Annotated in this window: 22 protein-coding genes; all 22 read right to left on the bottom strand. The window is 38.9% G+C overall.

Annotated features, from left to right (window positions below):
- Positions 1-9: 9 nt before the first annotated feature.
- Positions 10-2,343 (bottom strand): GumC family protein, encoded by a 2,334-nt coding sequence (locus tag M8998_RS10790; protein WP_249992621.1) that lies wholly within the window; start codon positions 2,341-2,343, stop codon positions 10-12.
- 12 nt (positions 2,344-2,355) lie between these two features.
- Positions 2,356-3,144, bottom strand: coding sequence for a polysaccharide biosynthesis/export family protein (locus M8998_RS10785; protein WP_249992620.1), 789 nt, complete (start codon positions 3,142-3,144; stop codon positions 2,356-2,358).
- Positions 3,145-3,154: 10 nt separating this feature from the next.
- A complete protein-coding gene (locus tag M8998_RS10780) occupies positions 3,155-4,078 on the bottom strand; it encodes a hypothetical protein (RefSeq protein ID WP_249992619.1) in 924 nt (307 codons plus the stop codon).
- Positions 4,079-4,085: 7 nt separating this feature from the next.
- Complete coding sequence (locus M8998_RS10775; protein WP_249992618.1) at positions 4,086-5,711, bottom strand: ABC transporter ATP-binding protein; 1,626 nt, start codon at positions 5,709-5,711, stop codon at positions 4,086-4,088.
- 10 nt (positions 5,712-5,721) lie between these two features.
- Positions 5,722-6,798: a nucleotidyltransferase family protein gene (locus tag M8998_RS10770; RefSeq protein ID WP_249992617.1), complete on the bottom strand. Its 1,077-nt coding sequence runs from the start codon at positions 6,796-6,798 to the stop codon at positions 5,722-5,724.
- A gap of 2 nt (positions 6,799-6,800) precedes the next feature.
- Positions 6,801-7,079 (bottom strand): PqqD family protein, encoded by a 279-nt coding sequence (locus M8998_RS10765; RefSeq protein ID WP_249992616.1) that lies wholly within the window; start codon positions 7,077-7,079, stop codon positions 6,801-6,803.
- On the bottom strand, positions 7,076-7,531 hold the full coding sequence (locus tag M8998_RS10760) for a S24/S26 family peptidase (protein WP_249992615.1): 456 nt from the start codon (positions 7,529-7,531) through the stop codon (positions 7,076-7,078). The genes M8998_RS10765 and M8998_RS10760 overlap by 4 nt, the downstream gene beginning before the upstream one ends.
- A 124-nt stretch (positions 7,532-7,655) precedes the next feature.
- On the bottom strand, positions 7,656-8,798 hold the full coding sequence (locus M8998_RS10755) for a glycosyltransferase (protein WP_249992614.1): 1,143 nt from the start codon (positions 8,796-8,798) through the stop codon (positions 7,656-7,658).
- On the bottom strand, positions 8,791-9,900 hold the full coding sequence (locus tag M8998_RS10750) for a glycosyltransferase (protein ID WP_249992613.1): 1,110 nt from the start codon (positions 9,898-9,900) through the stop codon (positions 8,791-8,793). The genes M8998_RS10755 and M8998_RS10750 overlap by 8 nt, the downstream gene beginning before the upstream one ends.
- A gap of 5 nt (positions 9,901-9,905) precedes the next feature.
- On the bottom strand, positions 9,906-11,066 hold the full coding sequence (locus tag M8998_RS10745; RefSeq protein ID WP_249992612.1) for a glycosyltransferase family 4 protein: 1,161 nt from the start codon (positions 11,064-11,066) through the stop codon (positions 9,906-9,908).
- The gene (locus M8998_RS10740) at positions 11,032-12,219 is read right to left on the bottom strand and encodes a hypothetical protein (RefSeq protein ID WP_249992611.1); all 1,188 of its coding nucleotides are present in this window, start codon (positions 12,217-12,219) and stop codon (positions 11,032-11,034) included. The genes M8998_RS10745 and M8998_RS10740 overlap by 35 nt, the downstream gene beginning before the upstream one ends.
- Positions 12,220-12,327: 108 nt before the next feature.
- The gene (locus M8998_RS10735; RefSeq protein ID WP_249992610.1) at positions 12,328-13,329 is read right to left on the bottom strand and encodes a glycosyltransferase family 2 protein; all 1,002 of its coding nucleotides are present in this window, start codon (positions 13,327-13,329) and stop codon (positions 12,328-12,330) included.
- Between the two features lie 14 nt (positions 13,330-13,343).
- Positions 13,344-14,426: an acyltransferase family protein gene (locus M8998_RS10730; protein WP_249992609.1), complete on the bottom strand. Its 1,083-nt coding sequence runs from the start codon at positions 14,424-14,426 to the stop codon at positions 13,344-13,346.
- Positions 14,423-15,331 carry a beta-1,6-N-acetylglucosaminyltransferase gene (locus M8998_RS10725; protein ID WP_249992608.1) on the bottom strand — a complete coding sequence of 303 codons (909 nt, stop codon included), beginning with the start codon at positions 15,329-15,331 and terminating at the stop codon, positions 14,423-14,425. The genes M8998_RS10730 and M8998_RS10725 overlap by 4 nt, the downstream gene beginning before the upstream one ends.
- Positions 15,332-15,340: 9 nt before the next feature.
- Positions 15,341-16,198, bottom strand: a complete 858-nt coding sequence (locus M8998_RS10720; RefSeq protein WP_249992607.1) for a beta-1,6-N-acetylglucosaminyltransferase — start codon at positions 16,196-16,198, stop codon at positions 15,341-15,343.
- On the bottom strand, positions 16,191-17,144 hold the full coding sequence (locus tag M8998_RS10715) for a glycosyltransferase family 8 protein (protein ID WP_249992606.1): 954 nt from the start codon (positions 17,142-17,144) through the stop codon (positions 16,191-16,193). The genes M8998_RS10720 and M8998_RS10715 overlap by 8 nt, the downstream gene beginning before the upstream one ends.
- 3 nt (positions 17,145-17,147) lie before the next feature.
- Complete coding sequence (locus tag M8998_RS10710) at positions 17,148-18,089, bottom strand: glycosyltransferase family 2 protein (protein WP_249992605.1); 942 nt, start codon at positions 18,087-18,089, stop codon at positions 17,148-17,150.
- A 36-nt stretch (positions 18,090-18,125) separates the two neighbouring features.
- Positions 18,126-19,100 (bottom strand): glycosyltransferase, encoded by a 975-nt coding sequence (locus M8998_RS10705; protein ID WP_249992604.1) that lies wholly within the window; start codon positions 19,098-19,100, stop codon positions 18,126-18,128.
- A 30-nt stretch (positions 19,101-19,130) separates the two neighbouring features.
- Positions 19,131-19,961 carry a glycosyltransferase family 2 protein gene (locus tag M8998_RS10700; RefSeq protein WP_249992603.1) on the bottom strand — a complete coding sequence of 277 codons (831 nt, stop codon included), beginning with the start codon at positions 19,959-19,961 and terminating at the stop codon, positions 19,131-19,133.
- A 118-nt stretch (positions 19,962-20,079) separates the two neighbouring features.
- Positions 20,080-21,870, bottom strand: a complete 1,791-nt coding sequence (locus M8998_RS10695) for an ABC transporter ATP-binding protein (RefSeq protein WP_249992602.1) — start codon at positions 21,868-21,870, stop codon at positions 20,080-20,082.
- 27 nt (positions 21,871-21,897) lie between these two features.
- A complete protein-coding gene (locus M8998_RS10690) occupies positions 21,898-22,857 on the bottom strand; it encodes an NAD-dependent epimerase/dehydratase family protein (protein WP_249992601.1) in 960 nt (319 codons plus the stop codon).
- A 37-nt stretch (positions 22,858-22,894) separates the two neighbouring features.
- Complete coding sequence (locus M8998_RS10685; RefSeq protein WP_249992600.1) at positions 22,895-24,061, bottom strand: MraY family glycosyltransferase; 1,167 nt, start codon at positions 24,059-24,061, stop codon at positions 22,895-22,897.
- Positions 24,062-24,486 lie beyond the last annotated feature (425 nt).

The raw sequence follows: 24,486 nt of genomic DNA, 5'->3' as shown, positions 1-24,486 counted from the left end.
ATGTACTAATTATTTCTTTTTTCCATACCCGTAGCCGTAACCATATCCATACCCGTATCCATACCCATAACCTGCACGTCCTTTGCGAATACCATTTAGGACAATACCTACATTATTTAAGGTGCCTTGTTGATAGATATTTTCGATCTCAGGAAGCTGTCTTCTATCCATTTTACCAGCGCGAATTACGAATATGGTCAATTCTGAAATTCTATTTATAATAGATGAATCGGCCACAACGCCCACTGGAACGTTATCTACAATAATATAGTCATATAACTCCTTTAATTCAGCTATTAAGCTATCTAAGCGATCGCTCAAGAGAAGTTCTACCGGATTAGGAGCAATCACTCCAATAGGAATAATATCGACTGTACCAGCAATTTCATTTTTATATAAGATATCTTGTAGCGTAACGTTTTTATCCGCAAGATAGTGGCTTACCCCTTTGGTTTTCGGAATGGTAATTTTATCACTCAGCGTACCTTTTCGAAGGTCTAAATCTAATAGCAGTACCTTTTTCTTTAAAAAAGCTAAACTGGCAGCTAGGTTAACTGCACAAAAAGTTTTACCAACACCTTCGGAAAGCGAAGTCAAGGTGATTACCTGTTTGCTTTTACCGTTAGACATGAAGTCAATATTAGTACGTAGAATCCGGAAAGTCTCGGTCACTGGATCGGTAGCTTGCTCTCGAACGATAACATGGACATTCTTCTTACTGTTTTTCGAGAAAGGAATTTCTCCAAGAAAAGGTGCGGTCAATACTTTTTCCAAATCTTTGCGATCACGAACGGATGTGTTTAGAAATAGTATCATCAACAATATCGCGGTTGGTACCGCTAAACCTATTCCAATACCAATAGCCAGTTTACGAATCTTGTGCGGCGATATTGGAAAATCACTACCTGAAGCAGGATCTATAACACGGATATTATCATCTGCCATAGCTTGATTCAACGCATTTTCTTCCCGTTTGTTGAGCAATAAGACATAAAGCTCTTCTTTTACTTTCTGATTGCGCTCAATACCTAAGACCAGGCGTTGTTTTGCGGGCATAGATACAGCTCCTCGTTGTGCAAGACTCATATCTCGCTGCGCATTTTGAACCCTCACACGTAAGCCAGAGATAGCATTGTTTACGGCACGTTCAATATTCTGTCTATTGTAGATGAGGTATTGATCGAGCTCTTGTACTACAGGGTTGTTAGAATTATTACCCTCTAATAAACGATTTCTACGCAGCAAAGCACTATTATAATCATTCACATACCGATCTACATTGAGATCTACTAAGCCCATATTACTTGGGATTAAACTCTCAGATCTACCTGCATCTTGAATGTAATCCTGCATCATCTCTGCAAGACTCAATTGTGTTTCTAGTTCGCGGCTTGCAGAAAGGTATTCTCTACTTTCAGCGATGTACATGCCAGCGGCCTGATTGACATCCATACCTTGGTTCTCAATCTTGATACGCTCCAAATCTGTCTCTACGGTTCCTAAGTCGCGTTCAATTATGGCAATACGCTCACGAATAAAATCTGCCGTATTTACCGCTACCCTATTCTTTTCTTCTATAGTCTGCTCATTATATACCTCGATTAATGTTATCAGTAAATCTGTAGCTCGCTTTGGTGAGTGATCTTCTAGGCTAATCTGTAATAGTCCCGCATCTTCTTCAATTTGCGATATTTTCAGGCGAGATAAAAAGTAAGAAACCATGGTTTCTCTAGGAACCTTTGTAACAATAATTTCCTCTCCAAATATAGCTGGTTTGTATAGTTTGCTTGGCGTAATGGTCAATTTACCTATAGGAGTAGCAGTTTCTTCATTTAAAGTAATACTTTGGCTATGAATAATCTTATCTTTTTCCAACAATTGTAAATCTACGTGATTAGAATCTTTGGGTACAATTGTTAAAGATTTATGCGCTTCAGGATCTGCCTTGGAGAAGGTTACTCTAATTGGAGAATCTTTATATAACTCAATATTTCTTAAGCCCTCCGTTTTAGAATAGCTGATGTCTCCCTGAATTTCGTTAATCGTATGACGCATTAATTCTTTTGATTTCAACTGCAGCATTTCACTCGCAACACTGACGGTATTAAACATAGAACTTCGCGTAATTCTCGCTGTGACATTACTATTTTGTGGCGTCTTGATCATCAATATAGCTGACTTGCTATAGACAAAAGGCGTCTTGCTATACTGATAGTAGTAATAACCACCAAAAAACAGCACAGAAAGTAGAAACCACTTCCAATGAATAAATAGATATTTTAATAAGTCAATAACATTGATCGATTTATCTTCAGAACCTTGAATGTTGTTATCTCTTAACATAAGTAATGGTGACTATCGAATTAAAATCAAAATGGATATAATCATACCAATAAAACCAGTGGCTAAACCTAAGTATCTTAAGGTATTGTCTTCTCTAGCTGATGGAACGGGTCCCTTTGGATGGGCATATACGATGTCATTTTGTTGTAAGTAAAATGTGGGTGCATTGAATAAATTGGTTGATTCAATGTCGTTCATATAAATTTTCCGGACACCATTTTCTTCTCGGATCACGCTCACTTTATTCGGTACAGCATTAGCAGTCAAACCACCTGAGCGAGCCAATGCGTCTAACAGAGTAATGCGCGTATCGGGAATATCTAGTATTCCTATGTTAGAAACTTCTCCCATCATGGTAATTTTTACATTGATCAATTCGACTTTGACTATCGGCTCTGCGATTAATTTTTTATTAACCAAATTCTCCCATATCAAGTCACGCACACCATCAATCGTTAAACCTTCTATACTTATTGTGCCGATAATGGGATAGTCAATTTTTCCTTCAGCATCTACCAAGAATGTATTATTGGATTGGCCAGCACGTATGCTTTGGCTCCCATCTGCGTCTATTCCATAGTTACCAATATCCAAATTGAATGGAGCCGCCAATTCGGGATTTTTAGCACTTACTGTAATGCTCAATCGATCATTCTTTTGAATACGGATTGGAGGTGCAGCTATAGTTGGATAAGCCACACCTTCCTGCATGTCTTTCACATATACTACCTTCTTGGAAACAATACAAGAATGTAAAGAAAGCAAAGAAATTAAGGCAGTAAAAACAAGGTATTTTTTCATGAATGTATGATTATGCGTTTTTAATTTCAGAGGCACACAATTGCGCGGCTTCCTCTTCGGGTAGACATTCCAGTTCGCCAATAGGCACTTTAGATACAATGTCTTGTACTAAATCTGCCATGCTAGCAAAAAGGTGCTGATTCCAACGTAGTGCGGAACAACTAGGTAGTAATGTTATAAAAGCGAATTGTCCTGATTTCCAATTCATTGTATTATGTGGAGCTTGTTTAAGCCTCACAAGCGCGCGCAAATCCACACTAACATTTCTATAACAGGGTGTTTTTCCACTCCAAGGTGTTCCATAAATTCGAACAGAACCATCCTCTTCAATTTTCACGGCCGGGTTGTCATCATTTAAAAGTTTAGAACCAGGTATGTGTTTTTTCCACAAATTACTGTGTGTACTTTTTCCTGTTCCGCTTTTGCCCAGAAAAGCATAGCCTTCACTGTTCCGTTCTATGACAGAAGCATGGATCAAAATTGTTTTATGTAGCAAAGCCGATTGAGCAAAGGTGACCATTAATAGCCAACTTATCAGTTCTTTTGGTGCTACAGAATCATACACCCAATGAATGGTTGATTGCGAAAAATCCTTTGTACTGGTCATAAACCAGGTACCAGGAGAATGTGCACTCATAATCGTAGTCACGTATTGATCCGGCATCTCAAAAAATTTGAAACGATTTCCCCAAACAATAGATATGTCGCTTAGCAGTTTAGCTCCGGCCGATGACCGATCAAAGCGCTCTTTAGTAATCAATATACTGCTTATCGGCGTCTGAGCGTGCTCAGGTTTGATTCGAAAATCTTCGAAGCTAGGAAGCAAATCGTCTAGATCTATCTCCGCGTCCGAATGCACTTCCAACGTGCAATTTGCGATCGCGTAGTAAAAAGATTGAAGTACAGATGGGTTTTGATTAATTTCGTTCCTCATTTTTTAGTTAATGCAAATAAACCGTTGTATCACAACATTCTGCTAATTTCAAATCATGCGTTACAAATATCAAGATTTTATTTTTTCCTTCATATAATAATTGAGCAATTAAACGGGCTGATGTTTCTTCATCTAAAGCAGAGGTAGGTTCATCAAAAAGCCATACAGGTACATCACGTATAACCGCTCTCGCTATAGCAATGCGTTGTGCCTGTCCTTCGGACAGGCCATAGCCAGATTCTCCTATGAAGGTATGAATTCCTTGTGGTAAATCATGAACAAAACTTGCACAAGCCAGTTCTAAGGCATCATTTATCTGTAATGAAGATACTGAAAGTTCGCCAACTATATTTTCTTTTATAGTGCCAGTGAATAAGGAATTTCCTTGAGGGACGAAGGCAAAATTACTGCGGTGCTTACCCTCTAAAACTTGTGCGGGATCAAATCCGCTTTGTAAGAAAATTTTACCGTTATCCGGGCTACACAAAGAAAGTAACAGACGCATTAGGGTGGTTTTACCTCTACCGCTACTTCCTAATATAGCTAAAGGTTTTCCGGCAGCCACCTCTAGAGACAGATTATCAATAACGTTTGCCTCTTCGTACTTAAAAGAAACATTTTCAAAAGTTATTCTTTGAATAGTTGAAAATTTGATAGGAGCGACTTCAACTTCCTTATTTCCTTCAAAGAGTTCTAAAATACGATCGAGAGATACTCTAAATCGTACGAATGCCGGTACAAAAGCAGCGGCGGACAAAATAGGAGTCTGTATACGCCCGACTAATTGCAGAAAAGCCGTCATAGTACCAAAGGAGATCTCCTGCTGATGCAAGCGGTATACTCCCCAAATGAATGCGATCAAATATCCGGCATTCATCGTGAGCCGAACGATCGTATTGCTTAATATGCTGAAATTGATTTGACGCATTTTTAGTTGAAGTAGGCGCCCTTGCTCAACTCTAAGTTTCTCATCTCTATAAAAGAGCAAGCCAAGTGCTCGGATAACCATGCGAAAGCGGAGGTTTTCCTGTATAATATTTCCAACCATACTGTCGGCCGCCTTCGCTTGCTGGTTCAATGCTCTGATCTTTTTAAAGTAGAGTTTAGAAAAGAAGAAAAGAGGTGTAATGAATACTATCATAGCCGCTAATACAGGATCCATACTCCATAAAAAAAACAGGGAGGTAAGGAGCTTTAGTAAGGTGATGATAAATGATAAACCGGATGAGCCGATCATCTGTACAACCTCTCGATTATCTTCCTGCAAACGAACCATCAGATCACCAGTTTGCCTTTTTTTGAGCGAACTCCAGCTCGAACGCATCTGTTCTTTGGTAATTTGATTTTGAAGTTGAATACTCATTCGCAAACGCGTGTTTTCATCTATCCAACTACTTATCGATCGAACGATTATTCCGGCCAATACAGCCGAAACAATTAAAATTAATATAGGAGCTATCTCTTTGTCAACATGTCCAGTTGCGCGATCTATAGCAACTTTTGACCAGTAAACAAAAAGAAGAGAAAAGACAATCCCTGATAGTTCTAATATAAAATATATCGACAACCGTGTGCGATACCTTTGAGTGAAGGCCCAGATCCAGCTTATATGTTGTTGATATGAATAGGTCATTGCTGCCTGATCAGTTGCTAAATCGTGAGTAAAATTGTACTACTGGAAACGAAATAGCCTCCATGCGGGCAAGCGGTAAATACCTTAACAGATTCTTCCAAATGCGGGGATTAGTCATGTGTCGACTTCCATTTTTTTCTTCATTGGAATCAGCCGAAAACCCAAAATTTCCAGCGGTCCAAATATCTTGCATCATCGTATCTACAAAGGGGTGTTTGATACGAGGAAAAGGAAGTCTGTCTTCTGGAAGACCTAAGTATTCTACTAGAACACCGTGCAAAACATGAATAAATTTCAACACACCAAAACTCTGATAAACCGCGACTAATTTTGCGGGGCTTAAATCCCTCGAATGGGTATAGCAGACGCGTGCGGCATCACATAATTGACGTAATCCAATACCATATGCCAGTAGATGTTTCAGTATATGTATGGATACCGACACATGCATTAAAAGAGGAGAAGGCAAAGACCAAGAATAGCCCTCATAATGAATAGATTGAGCAAAATCTGCTTCAGACTGATAAAGTTGTCCAATATATTTTGTTTTAAACGGATTATGTATGTCAATCATCCGGCGATGTAGCTCCACTTCCACGTCATTCCAGATTGCGTATGTGCTAAAGCCAGGAACAGAAGCTATCGCGACACCTTCCTCAGTTAATACCTCCCTGGCTAGTTTATAATCTTTTTTATTCTGGAAAAACCAATCAATATCTCCTGGTAGGCGCACGTTTGGTTTTTCGTAACAACGTGCTACTCCCTGCCCTTTTAAGAGGTAAGGATATAGATTGTGAGCAGAAAAAAAATCGACGTGCTTGTTCACTTGTTTATCCATCCAACGGTTTCGTTGTTCAATTTGTTCTATACGTACTGTCCATGACAAAATCAAAGAACGAGGAGGCAACAGATGATCGGGTAGAGTTACAACACCTTGATACAAAAGCCCTTCTACAGTATGACTTAAGGCCACATTAAATAGCTCTTTCCACTGTTCCGCAGATAGTGGAAAACCTTCAAAATCAGTAACAGGCTGATTCCAAAGTCCAGAGCGTAATAACGTAAGAAATACGTAGCGTGCTTTCACTATTAATTATCGTTTTCGTCCAGCAATTTTTGTGATACAAAAATCTCTAATAACTTATCGACATCTCTTCTGGCGTGCTCTTCTGAAACTTCATATTCCCCCAATAGCTTCACCACCATATCTTCCTTGGAAAATTCATGCCCATATAGTTCCTTCCACAACCAGGCAGCCGTTTCGTTCAATGTATATACTATTGAGAGGTCGACTTTGTCCTGCCCAGGCTCTACAATAATATAATCTTTGCCTATTTGCCTTAATGTTAGTTCGTTTCTTAGTTTCATGGGTGTATTTTACGTTTAAATAATTTGGCCCATACCCTTCTGAAAGGTCGCATATAATACCAAAGTTTTGCATAGCATAACATGCGAAGCGTATATAGCGGTATGTTGTTTTTATGTCGACTCGCTTCGCAGAGAAGTCCTATCACTGATTTTCTTTCAATTTTCTCGATTTGTACTAAATTTGCATCACCGGCAATATAAACATAGTCTTGGTCTAGACGTATGATGCGATGAAGAATATAACCATTTTTGAAGTATGCCAAAACAATATGTCCTATCTTTAAGCTAACTCCTGTAAGTGGTTTCACTGTAATGAGGTCCCCTTCCTTCAGGAATGGGCTCATACTGGATCCGCGCAAAGAAAAGGCCACTTCTTTTCCATCACAGATATACTCATAAACTTGCTGGAAAAATAAACTGTTTTCAAAGGTTTTTGATGATGATGGCGCCATAAACAGAAGCTACTTATCCTAAAAGCAAATTTAGCCTTTTTTGTGTTGAATTTGACAGTTTTAAAAGATTGTCAGAGCAAAAAACCTCTACGCTTGTAAAGGAAACACTACATTTCTTTGCTTTTTACTGTAATCCAATGCTTTTGTAAACGTTCAATGTTTTGTCGATCATGCACTGATCGGTAAATAATGTTTCGTAGCGCTCCCGCGCACCAGTACTCAGGCGGTGATAAGTCTCTTCATCTTCCACCAAAAGTCGAATGCCTTCCGCCAGTGCTATAGGGTTTTCTTTTTTTACTACAAAACCGGAAATTTGATCTGCATTTACCCAGCTTACTCCGGAACCCTCGATATGAGTGGATACGATTGGTTTTCCCAAAGACATGGCTTCAATCTGTACTATCGCAAAGGCTTCTGTTTTTTGAGTAGAACTTAAACAAAATACATTACACAAATCGTAATAGGATGGCACCTCCTCGTCGGGGATATAATTTATCAGGTCAACGCGCTTATTAAGTTCCAGTTTCGAAATTAATGCTAATAATTCACCCTTTAAAGGACCTTTGCCACCAATTATGAGATGATAATTTTCATCCAGTAATTTTATAGCTTCTATCAAATGATGATAACCTTTGTATTCGACTAGACGACCTAAGGCAAACACCACCTTCTTGCCTTCATATTTTTTCTGTATCGAACTAGTTAATAACTTATTGGGTTGCAGCGGCTCCACGCCGATCGGGATATAGGTAACCTTATGTTGCACTTTCTGTAAAAAAGGCGATTCCTGTACGTAAGTCGGCGTTGTACCTACTATGATATCTGCGCGTTTGATAAGCCAGTCTTGCAATGGCTTGTACAGCATAAGCAGTTTTTTCTGTTTCACAATGTCACTGTGCCAATGCAACACTACTTTACCCCGATATCCAGATATAAACAAAGCCAGGCTGGCCATCGGGTCTGGATGGTGAATATGGATAACATCGTACTGGTTTTTGATCTTGCGAAGCTTGGAAAGCATAGCCGGAGCTAACATCGTGGATGCGATCTTTATCTGTGTAGGCACCACAATGACACGAGCATATTCATTAAGCTGTATATCTCCGTTTTCGTAATTTTCTGTACTTGCACAAAGCATATCACATTTGATCTTTCGTTTGGATAAACCAAGCGTGAGATCATACATTACTTTTTCTACACCGCCGCGAATAGGATAGAATTTTCCTATCTGCAAAACTCTAAAATCCTGAAGGCTGTCTTTATCCATGTAATAACGTTTTAAATAATTCGCTCCAGCTATGTGCAACGGGTTCTGCTATGGGGTTTTGTGGTACAGATGTTAGAAAAGATCCGTCGCCACTAATTAATTTTTCCATCTGTATAGCCAGTTCTTTTGCGTCGCTGGGATCGAAAAAAGAGACAGCTTTGTTTCCTGCAGCCGTTTCACGTGTGTAGGGAAGATCCGCTAGAAGCATCGGTTTTTCCCATAGCGCAAATTCGGATATAGGCAACCCCCAACTTTCCACTTTGGAAGGAAAGATCATACAATTGCTACCTGCATAAATATCAAAAAGGTGTTTTCTATCCACAAAACCGCCAAAATCCAAGGTTTTTAGGTGTCCCCACTTTTTGAATAACCATTTGGCGTAGGCATTTTCAGTTCCCTTAACAGTAATACGAATCTGAAAATTCTGAACGCTACGACGTTCTAAAATTTCTGCCGCTTCGCAAAGCACTTCAAAGTTTTTATGACTATTAGGAGATGCTGCGTATATAAATTTGTAAAGCGCATCCGATGTATTATCTTGGTTTGTTATCGGAATATGTTTTTCGCGTTCTGGCGGAGCCACTATGATACGTTTTTCATCGAAACCAAACATGTCTGACATGGCTTTTCTAAACCAGACTTGCTGCACCACCAGAAAACTATTTCGATGGATATTGGTGCGATAAATATATTTAGTAGAAGCGGATATTGCTGCAATTTTTGGTGAGAATAACCAGTCATGCATTTTTCGTTTATAAAAAGCATAGGTATTGTGACAATAGACAGCCTGACGTTTGGCTATTACATTAGGGCTGGTATCGTGTAAGGAGAACCATAGGTCTATGCTTCCAATCTGCTTCGAGATCGAATTTAGACTTACATACTCATACCACAAACGGTTTATCCATCGTTTCTTCGGCCAGCGCGTCTCTATATATTCTATATCTGGAAACTTGGCTAATTCTTTATCATGCACGATGGCCACTACTCTATATGCTGGATCGACAGCTAGTGTTGAAAGATAGGATAGACAGTCTTTTAAAATGGTCAAGGTACCTGCTTCCACTAAATTTACCGCCGAAATGACAATGGTTTTTCTCATTTAATCTATACGCTTTTATATTTTAACTCGTCTTTATCCACGCGTAGTACATCTTCGAATAAAGATAACCATTGATTCATAATTTTGTCTTCTGCATAGTTATGCGCCATTTGTGCGGCATTTTTTCCTAAATGAATTCGCAGCGCCGGGTCGCGAATTAGTTTCACTAATTGGGCGGCCATTCCAGCGACATTACTTTCGTCTATAAGATATCCATTAAAACCGTTTCGAATGATATCGCGTGGCCCGCATTTACACGCATACGAGACTAACGGAAGACCACAAGACTGCCCCTCTAATAATGCCATGGGCAAACCTTCATACCGGGATGTCATCGCTAAAATGGCACTATCCGTATATGCTTTCTCTATATCCACCACCGGAGGGTGCAGCGTTACCGAGTTATTGAGATCAAGGCGATCAATTAGTTGTTGTAATTGTTGCTTTTGGGGGCCATGGCCATAGATAGTTAAAGACCAGTCCGTACAATCATTCGCCACTAATCGCCAGGCTTCAATCAGGTCTGAAAAATTTTTCTGGGCATCGTACCGACCTACTGCAATGACTCGATTGTTGCTCCCTGTTGCGAGATTTTTTGGAACAAAGCTATTTGCATTTGGAATAACATGTATGTGAGGAACGGTACCCCAATAGCCTTTATCTTCTTCCGTTAAGACGATGAAGCGACTAAATTTTTTTACCAGACTCAGGTCTTTATAGCTCCTATATGCATCCACCCATTTCCAAAACCCCTTTCTATTATATTGTAGCCTTTTATAGCGAGAGAAATGAATTTCCAAGATCTTCTTACTGCCATCGTTTATTTGTGGAAGTATAGTTGCATCATGGTCAAAAAGCGAGATCACAACATTACAACATAATTTTTTTAGAAGTTGACTGAGCCGTGTACGATGTTTTTTTTGCTTTATTGTATAAGCGATTAATCGTGTAACCAAGCCCTTGTTAAGATCATCCGTATAATTAAGCTGCAGATCAACGCATTTAATCGCAGTGTTTAGGGAGTAGTAGGATACTCTCTCCTGTTGATCAGTTGTGATAATAGTTACCTCATGACCAATTTTTGACAAGTAATTGGCTTTATTTGCCAATACCCGCTCCATGCCACCTGAATTAAATGTACCTAGGACGCAATACGCGATTTTCATAGCTTCTATTTTGGTTAGGTATACGATCATTAGCAAATTTGTCCAGACAAAAGAAAAGCGCATAAAACTGGAAAATATCCGTTGCTACCTTTACCCATATCATAAAACTAAGCGCCATCAACAGTAGAAACATAAAGGTGTACTGGGGATTCGCGCGAGCGAAATACATGGGCAAATACACGAAAAAAGCAGCAAAAATACCAAAGCCAATTAGCCCACAATACAAGATAAATCGGCAGTATCCAATATCTGTGTTATAAACAAAATTGTCGAAAAGACCGCTTCCGATGATCCATGTTTTAAAATCTGTAGGCCATATCCACATCTCTCGATTAAGCTTATCCGTAGAATCTGTACGCCACTCCCCTTTCTCAACGAAATTGAAGAAACCTTCAAAGGCGAAACGTATATATTTATAAAAGGCTTCGTTTGTTTCATAAAGATATACACTTATTACTACAGCAAATGTTAGAAAAAGGGCAAACAATGTGGCTAGCTTTATGGCATCTTGCGTAATTAAAGTGCGAAATACGCCTGAAGATAGCATAAAATATAATCCGGCACAGGCTAAACCCAATATCGTCGTTCTGGAAATTATATTTCCAACAACGGTAATAATAAAGAAGGTTAATAATAAAAATAAAATGTAGAAATTGTTTTTGCGTGTATCTATATCATGATTCAAAACTGCGGCAATTAGAATGAGCACAACAGAAAACCTAACTCCTGCAGGATCTAGTGCGGCACCAATACCATAAAGCCGGTCTACATCTTCAAAGAACTCCTGCCCTTGTACAACGAAAGAATCTACAAAAAGTTGGACTGAAGGAATGTTATCGATCATTAACGCAATAATACACTGACCAGCACATACCGCTGCCAGGTAAAAAGTAACTACACGAAAGCTAACTTCGCCATGTAGTACACGATATAGTGCACATAGTCCATACGCGCCTAAAAGCCAAAGAGACATACTAACGATATAGCTTGCATAAGCATAGTCATTAGTGCTATTTATATCCGCCGCAATAAAGCAAACTAAAGAAAATAGAAAGGAAAAAGCAATTGAGCCCACTATCCCAGAGGTCATAGTAAGGCGTTCATTACGAATCGTATTGAATATCATCATGAAGACTCCTAAAAAGCCAATCATAATTTTAGTGTTGATCGTTTGTGGAATAAACGTAAAACTAAAAGGAAATAGATAGAAACTAGTTAAAATGCCGAAGAGGATATATATCGTAAGCCGAATCATACATATTTATTTATAGATGACACCATACACCAGCCGAATCACTAAATAATAATATAACCGAATGGCCCAGAATTTCTCGTTAAAGGCCCATCGTTCCAGCATCCGAGTGCGCCATGAAATGCTTGGGTTTTTACCTGCATATTCGTTGGCTTCCGGAAACCACGTTTTCCAACGTTTGTATTGGCTTGTCGTACCTGAAATCAATAGCGGCAGCTTTATGTTTAATTTTAAAAAGGCAGCATATTTTTTCAAATTAAACTTTTGCGGAGTTTTACCCAGAAAATCTATTGCCTTGGTCACGTTGCTCATTACTTGCTCTATGTGTGCTTCCGAATAGGTTTTTGTCAGGGATTCACTATTAGACTGGCGGTATAGATAGAGGTATTGGTCTAGGTGCGTAACTTTATTCGTTGATGAAAATAACATGATCATTACGAGTAGGTCTTCTCCCATATTCATGCCCGGTGTAAAGCGGATTTGATTGTCTTCGTAAAGAGCACGTTTCACTAAAAAGAGCCATAGATTCCATCGCATCGACCCACTCATCATTTTTTCCAATGCATCAGTAGCTGATGTAAATGCCGGCTGAGTCATCCGGCGCTTATTGGTTTTAAACGCGAGGTACCAATTAAAACCAACAATATCTGACTGGTTGTGTTCAGCGGCTTCTACGGCTTCACGAATAGTTTTGGGATCCAGCTCGTCGTCTGCATCAACATAGTAGATGTATTCTCCCGTAGCATGGTCTATTCCGGTATTGCGTGCAGCTGCCACTCCTTGATTGTGTTCGAGTGCAATTAGTAAAGCTTCTTTACTAATTGCGTCCGTCCACGAATCTATAAATCGTTGTATCAACCCCGCGCTTCCGTCTGTGCTACAGTCATCGATGAATATTAGCTGTAGGTATGGGTAGTCGAGCTTCTTTAAACTTTGTAAACAAACAGGTAATGTTGCGTAAGCATTATACACAGGGATGATGATAGAAACGATGGGATTAATCGTGAGCATATGTAAAAATAGTTTTATTTGGCACGATTACCAGTAAGAACGCTTAACGTTTTTGGAAGATACCTTTTCATCATAGAATAAATAACGGAGATAACGAGTACGCAGATGATGGGCACCAAAAAATAGCCCACGATTAAAAAAAAGTCGGGTAAAAAATTCAGCGATTTTCGAAGCCCACCTTTCAACCAATTGAGAATATAAATTAAATGTATAGCGTAAATAAAAAATGCGGTTTGTGCCAATGGAAGCACAAGCTCTCGAAGTCTCTTGAATGAAATTAACCTATTCCCTACGTAAAGAATACTAGCAGCTGCAAATAAAGCGTAAAAGCGAATCCAGTATTCATTTTGTGGCATCGCTGTGTAGTAAGTGGCGATCATTAAGCAAACTATTGCGATATAAAAAGAGCGTTTACCATAGCGCATTGACAATTGTAGCATATTCTGCTTATGTAGGCCTAAGTATGCGCCCGCTCCGAAAAAAAATATAGCCGTACTACTTAAACCAGGAAGGCCAGATTCGAAAACACTCAGATAAAAAACAGCGAGGATAAGTAAGCCATAGATCTTGAGGTGCTTGAAGAAATAAAAAAATAGTGGAGATATAATTGTCATTGCGATTAGATCTCGCAGATACCATAGTGGAAAGTTGACGGGCATTCCCCAAAATAAATCATATAGAGAGACGTGAGAAAACTGTGCATAGCTCTCATCGGTGGGTAAGTCCAATGCTACAAATAGGGTGTTTTTTGCTAGAATGGCTATGATCAAAATACTATTCCATAGGATGTACGGTATTAGAAGAGTTTGATAGCGTTTTTTTAAGTTGTCAAAATATAGCCGATTGCTCCATGTCGTTATTTTTAGGAAAAAGAAATATCCTGAAAAAAGAAAAAAGCAAGGTACGGCTATACGACCGATGTGATGCGATATTAATTCCGAGATAAGCACGTACATATTCCGAATGTTCAATTCGAAGAGTATTGGTTGTTGTTCGAATGGAAGCATGTGCACATATACCACCAAAACGATCAGTGGAAATCGTAAGAATTCAATAATTTCGGACTGTCTCTGGTCCATTGTAATTATCTTTTTCATTTTGAACCATTTATATGATCAGCTAATTTGTTCAACAATTCAGAAGACTGACTGTTGAATTTCCGAGCGAAAAGAAGGTCAGATGATATAAGTTTAGAAAAATCCTTTAGCTCCCAATCATAAATTTGATTGTCTATCCACTGAATCATCCGCTGACTTCCTTCTGCTTCATTTTGGAGGTCATAAATGGCCTCTCGGAACGGAGAGTTCCAGCAAAGTGTCTGTACGACAATTTCATCTGCACAGAATGTATTGCGGTATCTATGGAGTGTTTCTTCTTTTTTTGTCAAGATATACGCGACAAAATTGTGGGTAAGACTTACCCATTGTGTGCCTTTTTTGAATATGATCTCCCGATTTCTTTTAATACCTAAAGCAAGTTGCATGCGTAGCCAAAGAAATCTCATACCTTTCCTAGTAAAATTTATCATGGTATTTTCGCCTCGAAAGTGGTTCGGAAATAGATGATAACGTTGTACTTTACGTTCTATGTGCTTTCTTTGATCTCCACAAGAGAAGCCTATAAACTCCTTTCCCTCTCTTTTTTTAAAAAAGCGATGCACATAATCTTGATTATACAAAGGTAAATCTACTCCAGACAGCAAATGATAGTAGCTGTAGTTTCCTTGGAGGTATGCACTCTCAAACAATAATAACTCAGCTGCGACTACACTAACGTCTCCCCAGCGGACGTCTATGCGCTTTTCCAGAATAATTAGCTTAGCCTTTTGGGTAGAGATTTGCGGCAAGTGGGAAAGCTTTTTGTCGTAATGGATATAGATATCGTTGCGAGAGTCGTCTAATGCAGCGACCAAATAGGCTAGCACTTCAAATTCGTGGTGAGCCAAGATTAGGTAGGCATGGCGATCGGAGACTGTAAAACACGTATTGAGAGCTTCTGACATCACAGGTTATTATTTAGGGAGACTATAAAACTTATTTAGTGCGTGGATCACATTACTATTTTTGTCATTAAACTTTCGCGCAAATAAATAGCGCGCTGTTTTCAATGTTTCTAAATCGCTTTCCATAAAAACTCTTGGGTTAGGCCCTTCAAACTCACAAAAAAGAAGATCATTAACAAACAGTATGTCGAAATTTTCTGGTGCAGCGTTTAGGGTTGATGGAATAAAAAACTCATCGGGGCAGAGCGTTCTGTTATATCGAGCCAGGATTAGTTTTTTGTTTTTCAAAAGATACAGGATAGCACTACGATTTAGACTCATCCATTGGGAAGCTTTTGTAGCGGAGGCAATAGGTCGTCTTTTTATGTTTAACCATTGCTGTATCTTGATACTTCCGTGCCAAAAAAGCTGATCTAATTTTTTAAGAAATGGTGTCCGATGATTAAAGTTTTTTACAAATAAATTATAGCGATTAAGCTTTAGTTCTATTTCCTTAGAACTTGTATCCATAGGCATTAGTATATTCTCCGATTTATCTCGGAAGTATGCCTGAATATCAGCCTTTGAACAAATTGGGTAATGTGTGCCCGAGATCAAGTGATAGTAGCGATAAGAATCGGCGTTACGTATAGCAGACTCAAAAAGTTTATATTCTGCCTCTAACATAGATAAGTGCCCCCACCTTATGTCCACAGGGTCATCAATAATTGTGATATGAGACCATTTAGTGATAAGTTTGGGTACGTGTTTTACCTTCTTATCAAAATGAATAAAAACATCGTTATTCGGATCATCAATCCGATCGATGAGAAGCGACAAAACGTGAAAATCTGCGTGCGCAAGAATTAAGTAAGCATGCCTATCCATTTCTTTGTTTACTGCTGCGGTAAATATCTTGTAACCCATCAATTAATAGCCGACCTATCTGCGTCTGGTAAATCTTAAAGAAGTAAAAAACTTTTTTATTAAAAGGATATTGACGCCGAATCCATGCAGGAATTTCGAGATATAACCGCCACCACAAGTCAAATTTGATCGTAAATCCATTCCAAGGCTTTGGACCGGTGTAGTGTATATTTCCATGATCTTGCACATCGTTCCATTCTTGCTCGGGATAATATCTCAGAAAGTAACTTTTGTATTGAGGCAAAAAGAAAGTTCTGATACTGTTCCAAATGGGCCGTAATGCTAATAATTTTCCTTTGCAGAGCATATTGATAACGTCTTGATCGGGAAATTCCAGCGTTTCGTCTTGTGCGGCCTTCAAAAACTTCGTTACCATATCATCTGCGCGAAGCGCTTTTAAATTCATTAATAGAAACCCGCTATTTATATATTCGCCCGATTTACAGCCGATGGCCGACAGGTGTTCTTCTTGCTCTGGTAGCGTTGCTTCCTGAACTCCTGCCATATAATTATGGGAGAGATCAGTTTCTCTAAACAATTTTGCCACATCATTCTGGATAATCATATCACAATCCATATACAACACTTTATCGTACTGGGGCAATAGTTCGGGAATCAGTAATCTATAGGATGCTGCTATGGTATACTTTTCAATAACGTAAACATGACTCAACCGATTATCCATGTCGACAAAAGATAGTGCTGTTTGCTCTCCTACTATTTTCTGTAAAATAGCTCGAGATGGTTGGTCAAGGGGTTCACTGAGCAGACAGATAAAATGGAAGTGGTCTGAGGCATGTGCATTACGAAGAACAGAGAGCATGCTCACGCAGGCTGGAATCAAATAGTTTGGTGTGAAGGCCATTACGATTGGCACAGGATCAAAGTTAGCTGAGGTTGTCTCCATTGCTTAGGGTTTTGGTTTTAACAGCTTGTTGATAATAAACCGAGCGGCCATTACTGCCTTCTTTTTACCGGAGATTAATTTACATTCCGTAATTTTATGAATCTTGTACCATGGCAGGTGTTTTATAACTTGATTATAGTAATCATAAGCGCATTTCTCTAAGATGTAGTTTCGGTTGTTTGATTGAAAATAAAATTGCTCCAGAGGCTTTTTGGGGAGAACGTATGCTAGTTCTAATAACCACTGATAAAATAAGCTATTTGCAGTTAGTTTTTTCTCTAAATGCTGCTTGCTGCTGGAAAGGTGAATGGATGAAATGCGAAAATTGAATAGCATTTCTTTCGTACTCGCTACTCCATTTTCTGCTAGATCAATCACTGTTGCTGCATCTGAACAGAAAGCGGAAGGAAAATCGATGAATTTTTTCTCAACGATAGCATTCCTTTTAAACATATAGTTACCGATACAGGTATATACTACCCCTTGTAACCAGTAATAGAGAAAGCCATGTTTTGAGAGTTTTTCAGGGACTAGTCCGTCAATTCCGATAAGTTGATTTTCTTCGTTAATCACTGTTACGCGACTATGGATTAGATCTACTGTTGGATAGCTTCTAGATAAAGCGATGCATTCCGACAAAAAATCGGGATGGTAAGTATCATCATCGGCAGCAAGAATAACATATTCTCCATGTGCATACTGAAGGCAATGATTCCATTGTTTTACTAAATTAGTTCCACCGATGTTTTCGGGGTTACGGATGTATTGGATGCGGCTATCCTGAAATTCTTCCACGATGGTTTTTAAATCTTCAGGTGAACAATCATCGATAACGACGAGTTCATAATTTGGATATGTCTGATTTAAGATGCTCCTTATCGCATCCCGAAGAAAGCGCCCTTTGTAAGCAGGTAGAATAAATGAAATCTTTGTGTTCGTTAACATAATAAAAAATTTTCTCCGTAGAATGTATCCAAACACCTATCTCCTTTTAAATTTTAGAAACCAGAATCTCATCTTCCGGCTAACCTTCAAGCGTATAAGATTTACCCATAAGCCTATGCCCCAAACACCTTTCGGGTAATGATTGAATTCTTTCAGAATCGAGAACATCGCATTTGTACCTATAATAGGTCGGAAGTTATATCCACAATTAAATAAATAATCAAACCGTTGGGTAATAGACCATGAAAAAACGATGTCTTTCTTGAAACAAAACAGCTCCATCCAATTAAAAAAGGAGACAGAGGTGCTTAGAAAGGTTTCAAAGCGATCTTTAGAGTTGGGTCCGAAAGAAGATGAGATATTGATGCCACTATCTCTCCATAGGACCAACGGTCCGTTAATCGTACGAATGCCTTTTGGAAATGCACTTTGTATGACTGTTGCATTGTCGGATCGAATCGCATCTTTAAATTTGACAAATCCACCACTTTCGAAAAAATGATCTGTTCTAAACACAAATTCTGGCATTCTGGCAACTATTTCGGAAGTGCATAATTGGTCAAAAAAACTCATGGAGGACATGTGTTCTGGAAACTTTGTCGGTAAACCTAAAGGCATACCGACACCGTTTACAATTTGGAGATTGAAGTGTAAAACATCCTCCTCATAAACTTCAATGCTTTTCTTTAGGCTTTCTATACAATTTGGCTCTAACTCATCATCGTCGGAAAACAAGATAAAAAACGTCTCTCCATTCATGAGGCTTAAACACCTATCCCAGTGAGCCACCAAATCCTGACCACCAAGATTATTTTCGAACCGAAAGTAAGTGATGTTAAGAGCATCCTTATATGGTTTAATAAGGGGTTCTAAATCAAATGGACTGCAATCGTCGCCGATATATAAATTGAAAGCGGTATCCGTCTGATTCGCTAAACTTTCTAACGTATTAGAAAAATAAGTAGGCTTATATGCAGGAATAATTATGGCGATATTGTTATCTGGCAGCATACGAATTGAGTAAAAGTTATAACATTGATCTTAACGGGAGAAAAGCCATTTGGGTATAATAGTTGTTTTTAGCTTTGCTAAAGCCAATCCAATCTTGTATGATTTGCTAGTTCTAACTTTCGCAAATTCGAGCCCCTCATTTGCCAGATCGTGCAAGTAATCGATGTGTTCGAGAAAGAAATCTCGGTGCTTGTTATGAATATATTTAAGCATTGATAGTTTTTTTTCTTTGGAGCTATCAAGTGCAACTTGACGGGACATATCTTTTTTTCTATAGTAGAAGTTGACTTCTTTCATTTTTATAGCGCATCCACCATCTTTAATTAAGGTTATCCAGAATTCCCAATCCTCATATCCATAAAGAATATTTTCATCATAGCCGAAAGTATTGTTAAAATCTGATCGACGAAAAAAAGCGGAGCAAAAGATGATATTACCAATTGCAAGTCTCTCGATACTAAACTCAGGTAGTTCCCATTTCCCAACGATACTCCCAAAGTACTCTGCATTACAATAAATTATCTTGTAATCTGAGTTAAAAAACGGACAAGCTAACTCAATATATCTAACGCCAATTTTATCATCAGCATCTAAGGGTAAAATCCAATCTCCTGAACTTTGAATAATTCCAAGGTTTCTTGCGCTAGCTACGCCAGCATTTTCCTTTTTAATATATCTAAAACGATGGTCTAATTCTGTCCATGCTTTAGCTACATTTTCAGTATCGTCTGGAGAACCGTCATCTACTATAATACATTCCCAGTTTGTATAGGATTGTTGATATACAGATTGAAGACATTCATTTAGATAATCAGATTGATTGTAACAAGGAACAATTATAGAAATTAATATCTTATTCATTTTTTTTGTGTATAAAGATTCCTAAAAATGATAAAGCCTTAAAATAGATCTGTACGCCGTTATCACATTAAAATGCTTTAGCCCACAGCGAGATTAATAATTAAAGTATAGTCGTCTTTTAAAGCTCCTGAAGTTGTACCATTTTCTTAAACCTTGAAGAAGACTCTCTAAGTACCTCAAAGGCTCCTTGATCTACGATTTTACCATCATTCATCAGCACAACCTTATCCGCGTTTCGGATAGTAGCCAGTCTATGTGCGATAATGACGATTGTAAACTGACCTTTTAACGCATCAATGTTTTCCTGTATTGTTTTTTCGGTTTCGGAGTCCAATGCCGATGTAGCTTCATCTAATATCAGTATATCAACGTTTTTAAAAAGCTCCCTGGCAATCGATATGCGCTGCTTTTGTCCTCCACTCAGATTAATACCATTATTACCCAAGAGTGTATCCTTGCCTTCTGCTAAACTCGCCACAAAACCCGCTAAAGAAGCGCTACACAAAGCCTCTTCAAACCGAGCAATGTTTTCCGAATTGGGCTCCGCCCAAAGCGTCACATTGTCGTATATACTAGCATTGAAGATCACGGTATCCTGCGATATATAGCCCACCTTTTCTTGAAAGGTATATTTGTCTAATGATTCTAATGGTTGTCCATCGATCAGATATGTACCTTTATTCGCGTCAAGCAAGCCAGCAATAAGGTTAACCATCGTAGACTTTCCACTGCCAGACTCTCCTACTAGCGCAATTGTTTTATTCTTCGGAATATCCAAATTTATTCCCTTTATGATTTGGTGATTACCATAAGAAAATTCGATATCAGTAAACCTCAAACCTTGTTTTAGCGAGTCATATTTAGTTTTGCCCTCCACTTCACGATTTGCCCCAATATCTTCCGTGAATTGAGCCACATTTTCCATGGTGCCCACCTTTCCTAAAAACCAGTTGTATTGCGCTTGTAGGTCCGTTAGGTTCGTTAATGCTCTGTAGAAGAACAGCAAACTGACGATAATAGTACTTAGCGGGCTCTCTCTCACATATACCTGAAGCAAAATCACTGCAGCTACAATAAAGATTAAGATTGGCTCTCTGATTGCGCCAGTGATTGACCCCAGTTTACCCAGTCGATAGTTTACCGCTTCGATCGACTCGATATTTTGAGTTACACGCTTGGCATAACCCTTAATAAAGCCAGTAGCTTTTAAATACTTGAAGTTGGCCACCAACTGAATAATGGTGCCCTGATAATCGTTGCTCTCTTGTACCAACTTCCGTGAAGCGGTTTGAGTGAACTTGTAGATCCACTGGAAGATAAAGTTGAATAAAAAACCTCCTATCATGATAAGGAGCGCAAACTCCGCATTCATAGCAAAAGCAAAAATCATGTAGACGATGACCATTACACCTTTTTGAATGATGACAAGATAATCTCTGAAGGCATATAATAGGTTATTTATCTCATTGGTCATTAAGTTTTGCACCGCACCAACGTCGGCCTTAATAAAATACCTAAAGGATAGATGCGAGAATTTCTCCAATAGATTTTTACGTGTATTGACTATAAAATACCGCGAAACCTTTGCGTCGTAAATGGATTTCACATAAAAGAACAGACCTTTAAAAGCAAAAAACACGACCATCAGGATTAGCATGTTCACTAAAGTGAACTCGATGCCCGCAAAGGAGAAGAAATTCATTAAAAAGTTGTCTTCTGTGGCTGTGCTGGCTGCGCCACCTTCTCTATCTGCCGCTATTTGAAAAAGAGGAAGAAACATGCTCAAGCCAAGCCCATCCATCAAGCCGAACATGAAGGTTAGGGCTATAACGATAAAAATACGGTATCGTAAGTATCTGTAGAAGTAGGTAAAGTTTTTTAGGTATTTTTTAATGAACTGCTTAAGCATGGATCTTGAAGGTTCTGTCGTAAATAATTATTTTCCAAATTCCGCAGCCAGCGTTCTTCTCAAACCCTCTTGCATACTATAGGGCGGTTGAAAGCCCGATGTCATCGCTTTGGTAGAGTCGTATTGCGTCACCGCGCAAAACTTCTTGACTCGAACAGAGCTAATGGGTAATTTTTTCCTAGTCACAAAAGCTAGTATATCAAAGCCATATCCACCTAACATCCCTATCCAATATGGTATACGTACTGTAGGAATGCGTTTTCCCAAAATTTTTCCGGTATGATGAACGAGATCTTTGGTGGTGAAGTCAGGCTTATCCACATAGTTGTAGACTTGCACCCCTGGTGATACATTAGATATTAGAAATTGGAGAAAAGAGACGATATTGCCAATGTATGACATGGATTTTTCGTTATTCCCCTTTCCAATTAGCATAAATTTGCCAGAAGCAATTTGATTCAAAAGGTTATAGACGTTGCCTCGGTTTCCTTCACCGAAGATGACCGTGGGTCTCACAATCCCAATGCTCCAATCTGGATGTGTCTCTGCCCAACGCTGTAATACCAGCTCCGCCTCCCATTTACTTTTTCCGTAGTGATTGAATGGTTCTGCAGGGAAGGATTCGTCTGGGTTTTCCTTATCCAAGCCGTATATAGCCACTGAGCTCGTAAAGATGAGTTTCTTTATACCGTGACGGTTCATCGCTTCCAGCGTGTTTTGCATACCTTCGACATTGACATCATAATATAGGGAGCTGGGAGAAACATCGTCACGATGCTCTGCAGCCAACAGAACTACAACCTCAGTTCCTGACAAAGATCGGGCTAAGGAGTCCGCATCCGTCACATCGCCCAAGACAGTAACATTGGGATGTGCTTGGCTCGGCTGCTTATCAATATTAATAATCGATACCTCTGGAGCAGCGCTCAAGGCGTCAATTAATTTGGTTCCTACAAAACCTGATCCACCAATAATCGCTATTTTCATCCAGAAATATTAAGTTATTTTTAGGCGTTACCGCAAGCTATTTTAATTGATCTGCTACTACTTGGTTATGACTTTCATGTTGTTCAGAATTACTCGCTTCTGTCGCAACAGACTGCTTACGCTTTAGCGTTTTGTCTACCACAGTATGAAATACACCCCACAATACCAAATCTGCTGCCAACACAATGTTATTACTGATCAACCGTACAGCAATGGCATTAAAGATACAAAAAAACCCAGCAAGTGAAATAATAGTAATCATAGCCTTTTGATGAGACATGCCGAGGTCTAGTAGCTTATGATGAATATGGCTGCGGTCTGCACGAAATATAGGTGTACCCAATCGTACACGAACTAACATGACACGAGCGACATCCATTACAGGAACGATTAAAACGGTAAAGGCGACTACAATTGCTCCTTCGGAGAAGGGTTGGATATATCCATTGTTCATGGCATAGCTTACCGATAAAAATGACATAGAAAGGCCGAGCGTTAAGCTACCAGAGTCACCCATAAATATTTTTCGCTTTTTGCGCGAAATTCCGAATACATTATAATGAAAGAAAGGAATCAATAACCCTGCGGTGATAAAGGCAAACAAAGCATGTAGCCAGGCTGCATTAATCATGAACAGCGTGCCTAAAGCCAAACATCCTACTAGTACCAAGCCGGAACAAAGGCCGTCTATCCCATCAATAAGGTTGATCGCATTGATGATGAGTACAGTAACAAAAATGGTTAGTGGAATGCCTATCCATGCCGGTATTTGTGTGATAAAGAATACTCCGTACAAGTCATTGATCCATACGCCAGAAATCGGTAGAAAACCAGCGACCAATATCTGCATGTACAACTTCGTTTTGGCATTAATTCCAATGAGGTCATCTGTTATCCCAACAATAAAGAGCACAACCAACCCACACACCAAGCCCATTACCATAGGATAAACCTCGAAAGTCTCTAAGTTAAAATCCACCAAGTTGTTTCTATAGCACAAAATCAATGTAAGTACTATTAAGACACATTGAATCGGTACAAATGTAACGCCTCCTAGTCGAGAAACTAGTTGGCTGTGTGTCTTTCTGGTATCCACAGGGTCAAAAAGACGCTTGCGATAACTTATCAATAGGACATATGGAATCAGCAATCGTCCTAGCGAAAACGCAACAAGAAAGGCTGTTAGTACGACCAGTATTTTCATTTTTGAACGTTATCTGTTTCGTGTAGTTTTGCTATGTTTCTCTTTTGGCCGAAACCTGAAGTAGCCTTGGGTGTTATCTTTGCAAAGGTACATAACCGGGCACTATGAGCGAATATATGTATAAAATTTATTCTGCAATGTAGTGTTAGTACTACAAATTTATAGGCTATAAGTTCAAAACTTCTTGATATTCCAAATCTAAGATAGGCCTAATTTTTTCTGACCAGATGCCCATATATTCCTGTGTTTAAACATCATAATGCCAATATTTTAGGTCTTTTTTATATGCTGATAGTCTGTTTTTCGGCAGAAATTTGATTACAAAAATAGCACAATAGTTAACGTGTTGGTTTTTAGAGCCTTGTATTTGCCGTGTCGCCTTGATGAGGAAATACTAATGGTTAATCAAAATTATTCAAGCAATA

Source organism: Sphingobacterium sp. lm-10 (genome assembly GCF_023554555.1).
Taxonomy (GTDB): Bacteria; Bacteroidota; Bacteroidia; order Sphingobacteriales; family Sphingobacteriaceae; genus Sphingobacterium.
Note: the sequence above shows the minus strand (reverse complement) of the source record. Positions and strands in the feature narration are given on the sequence as shown.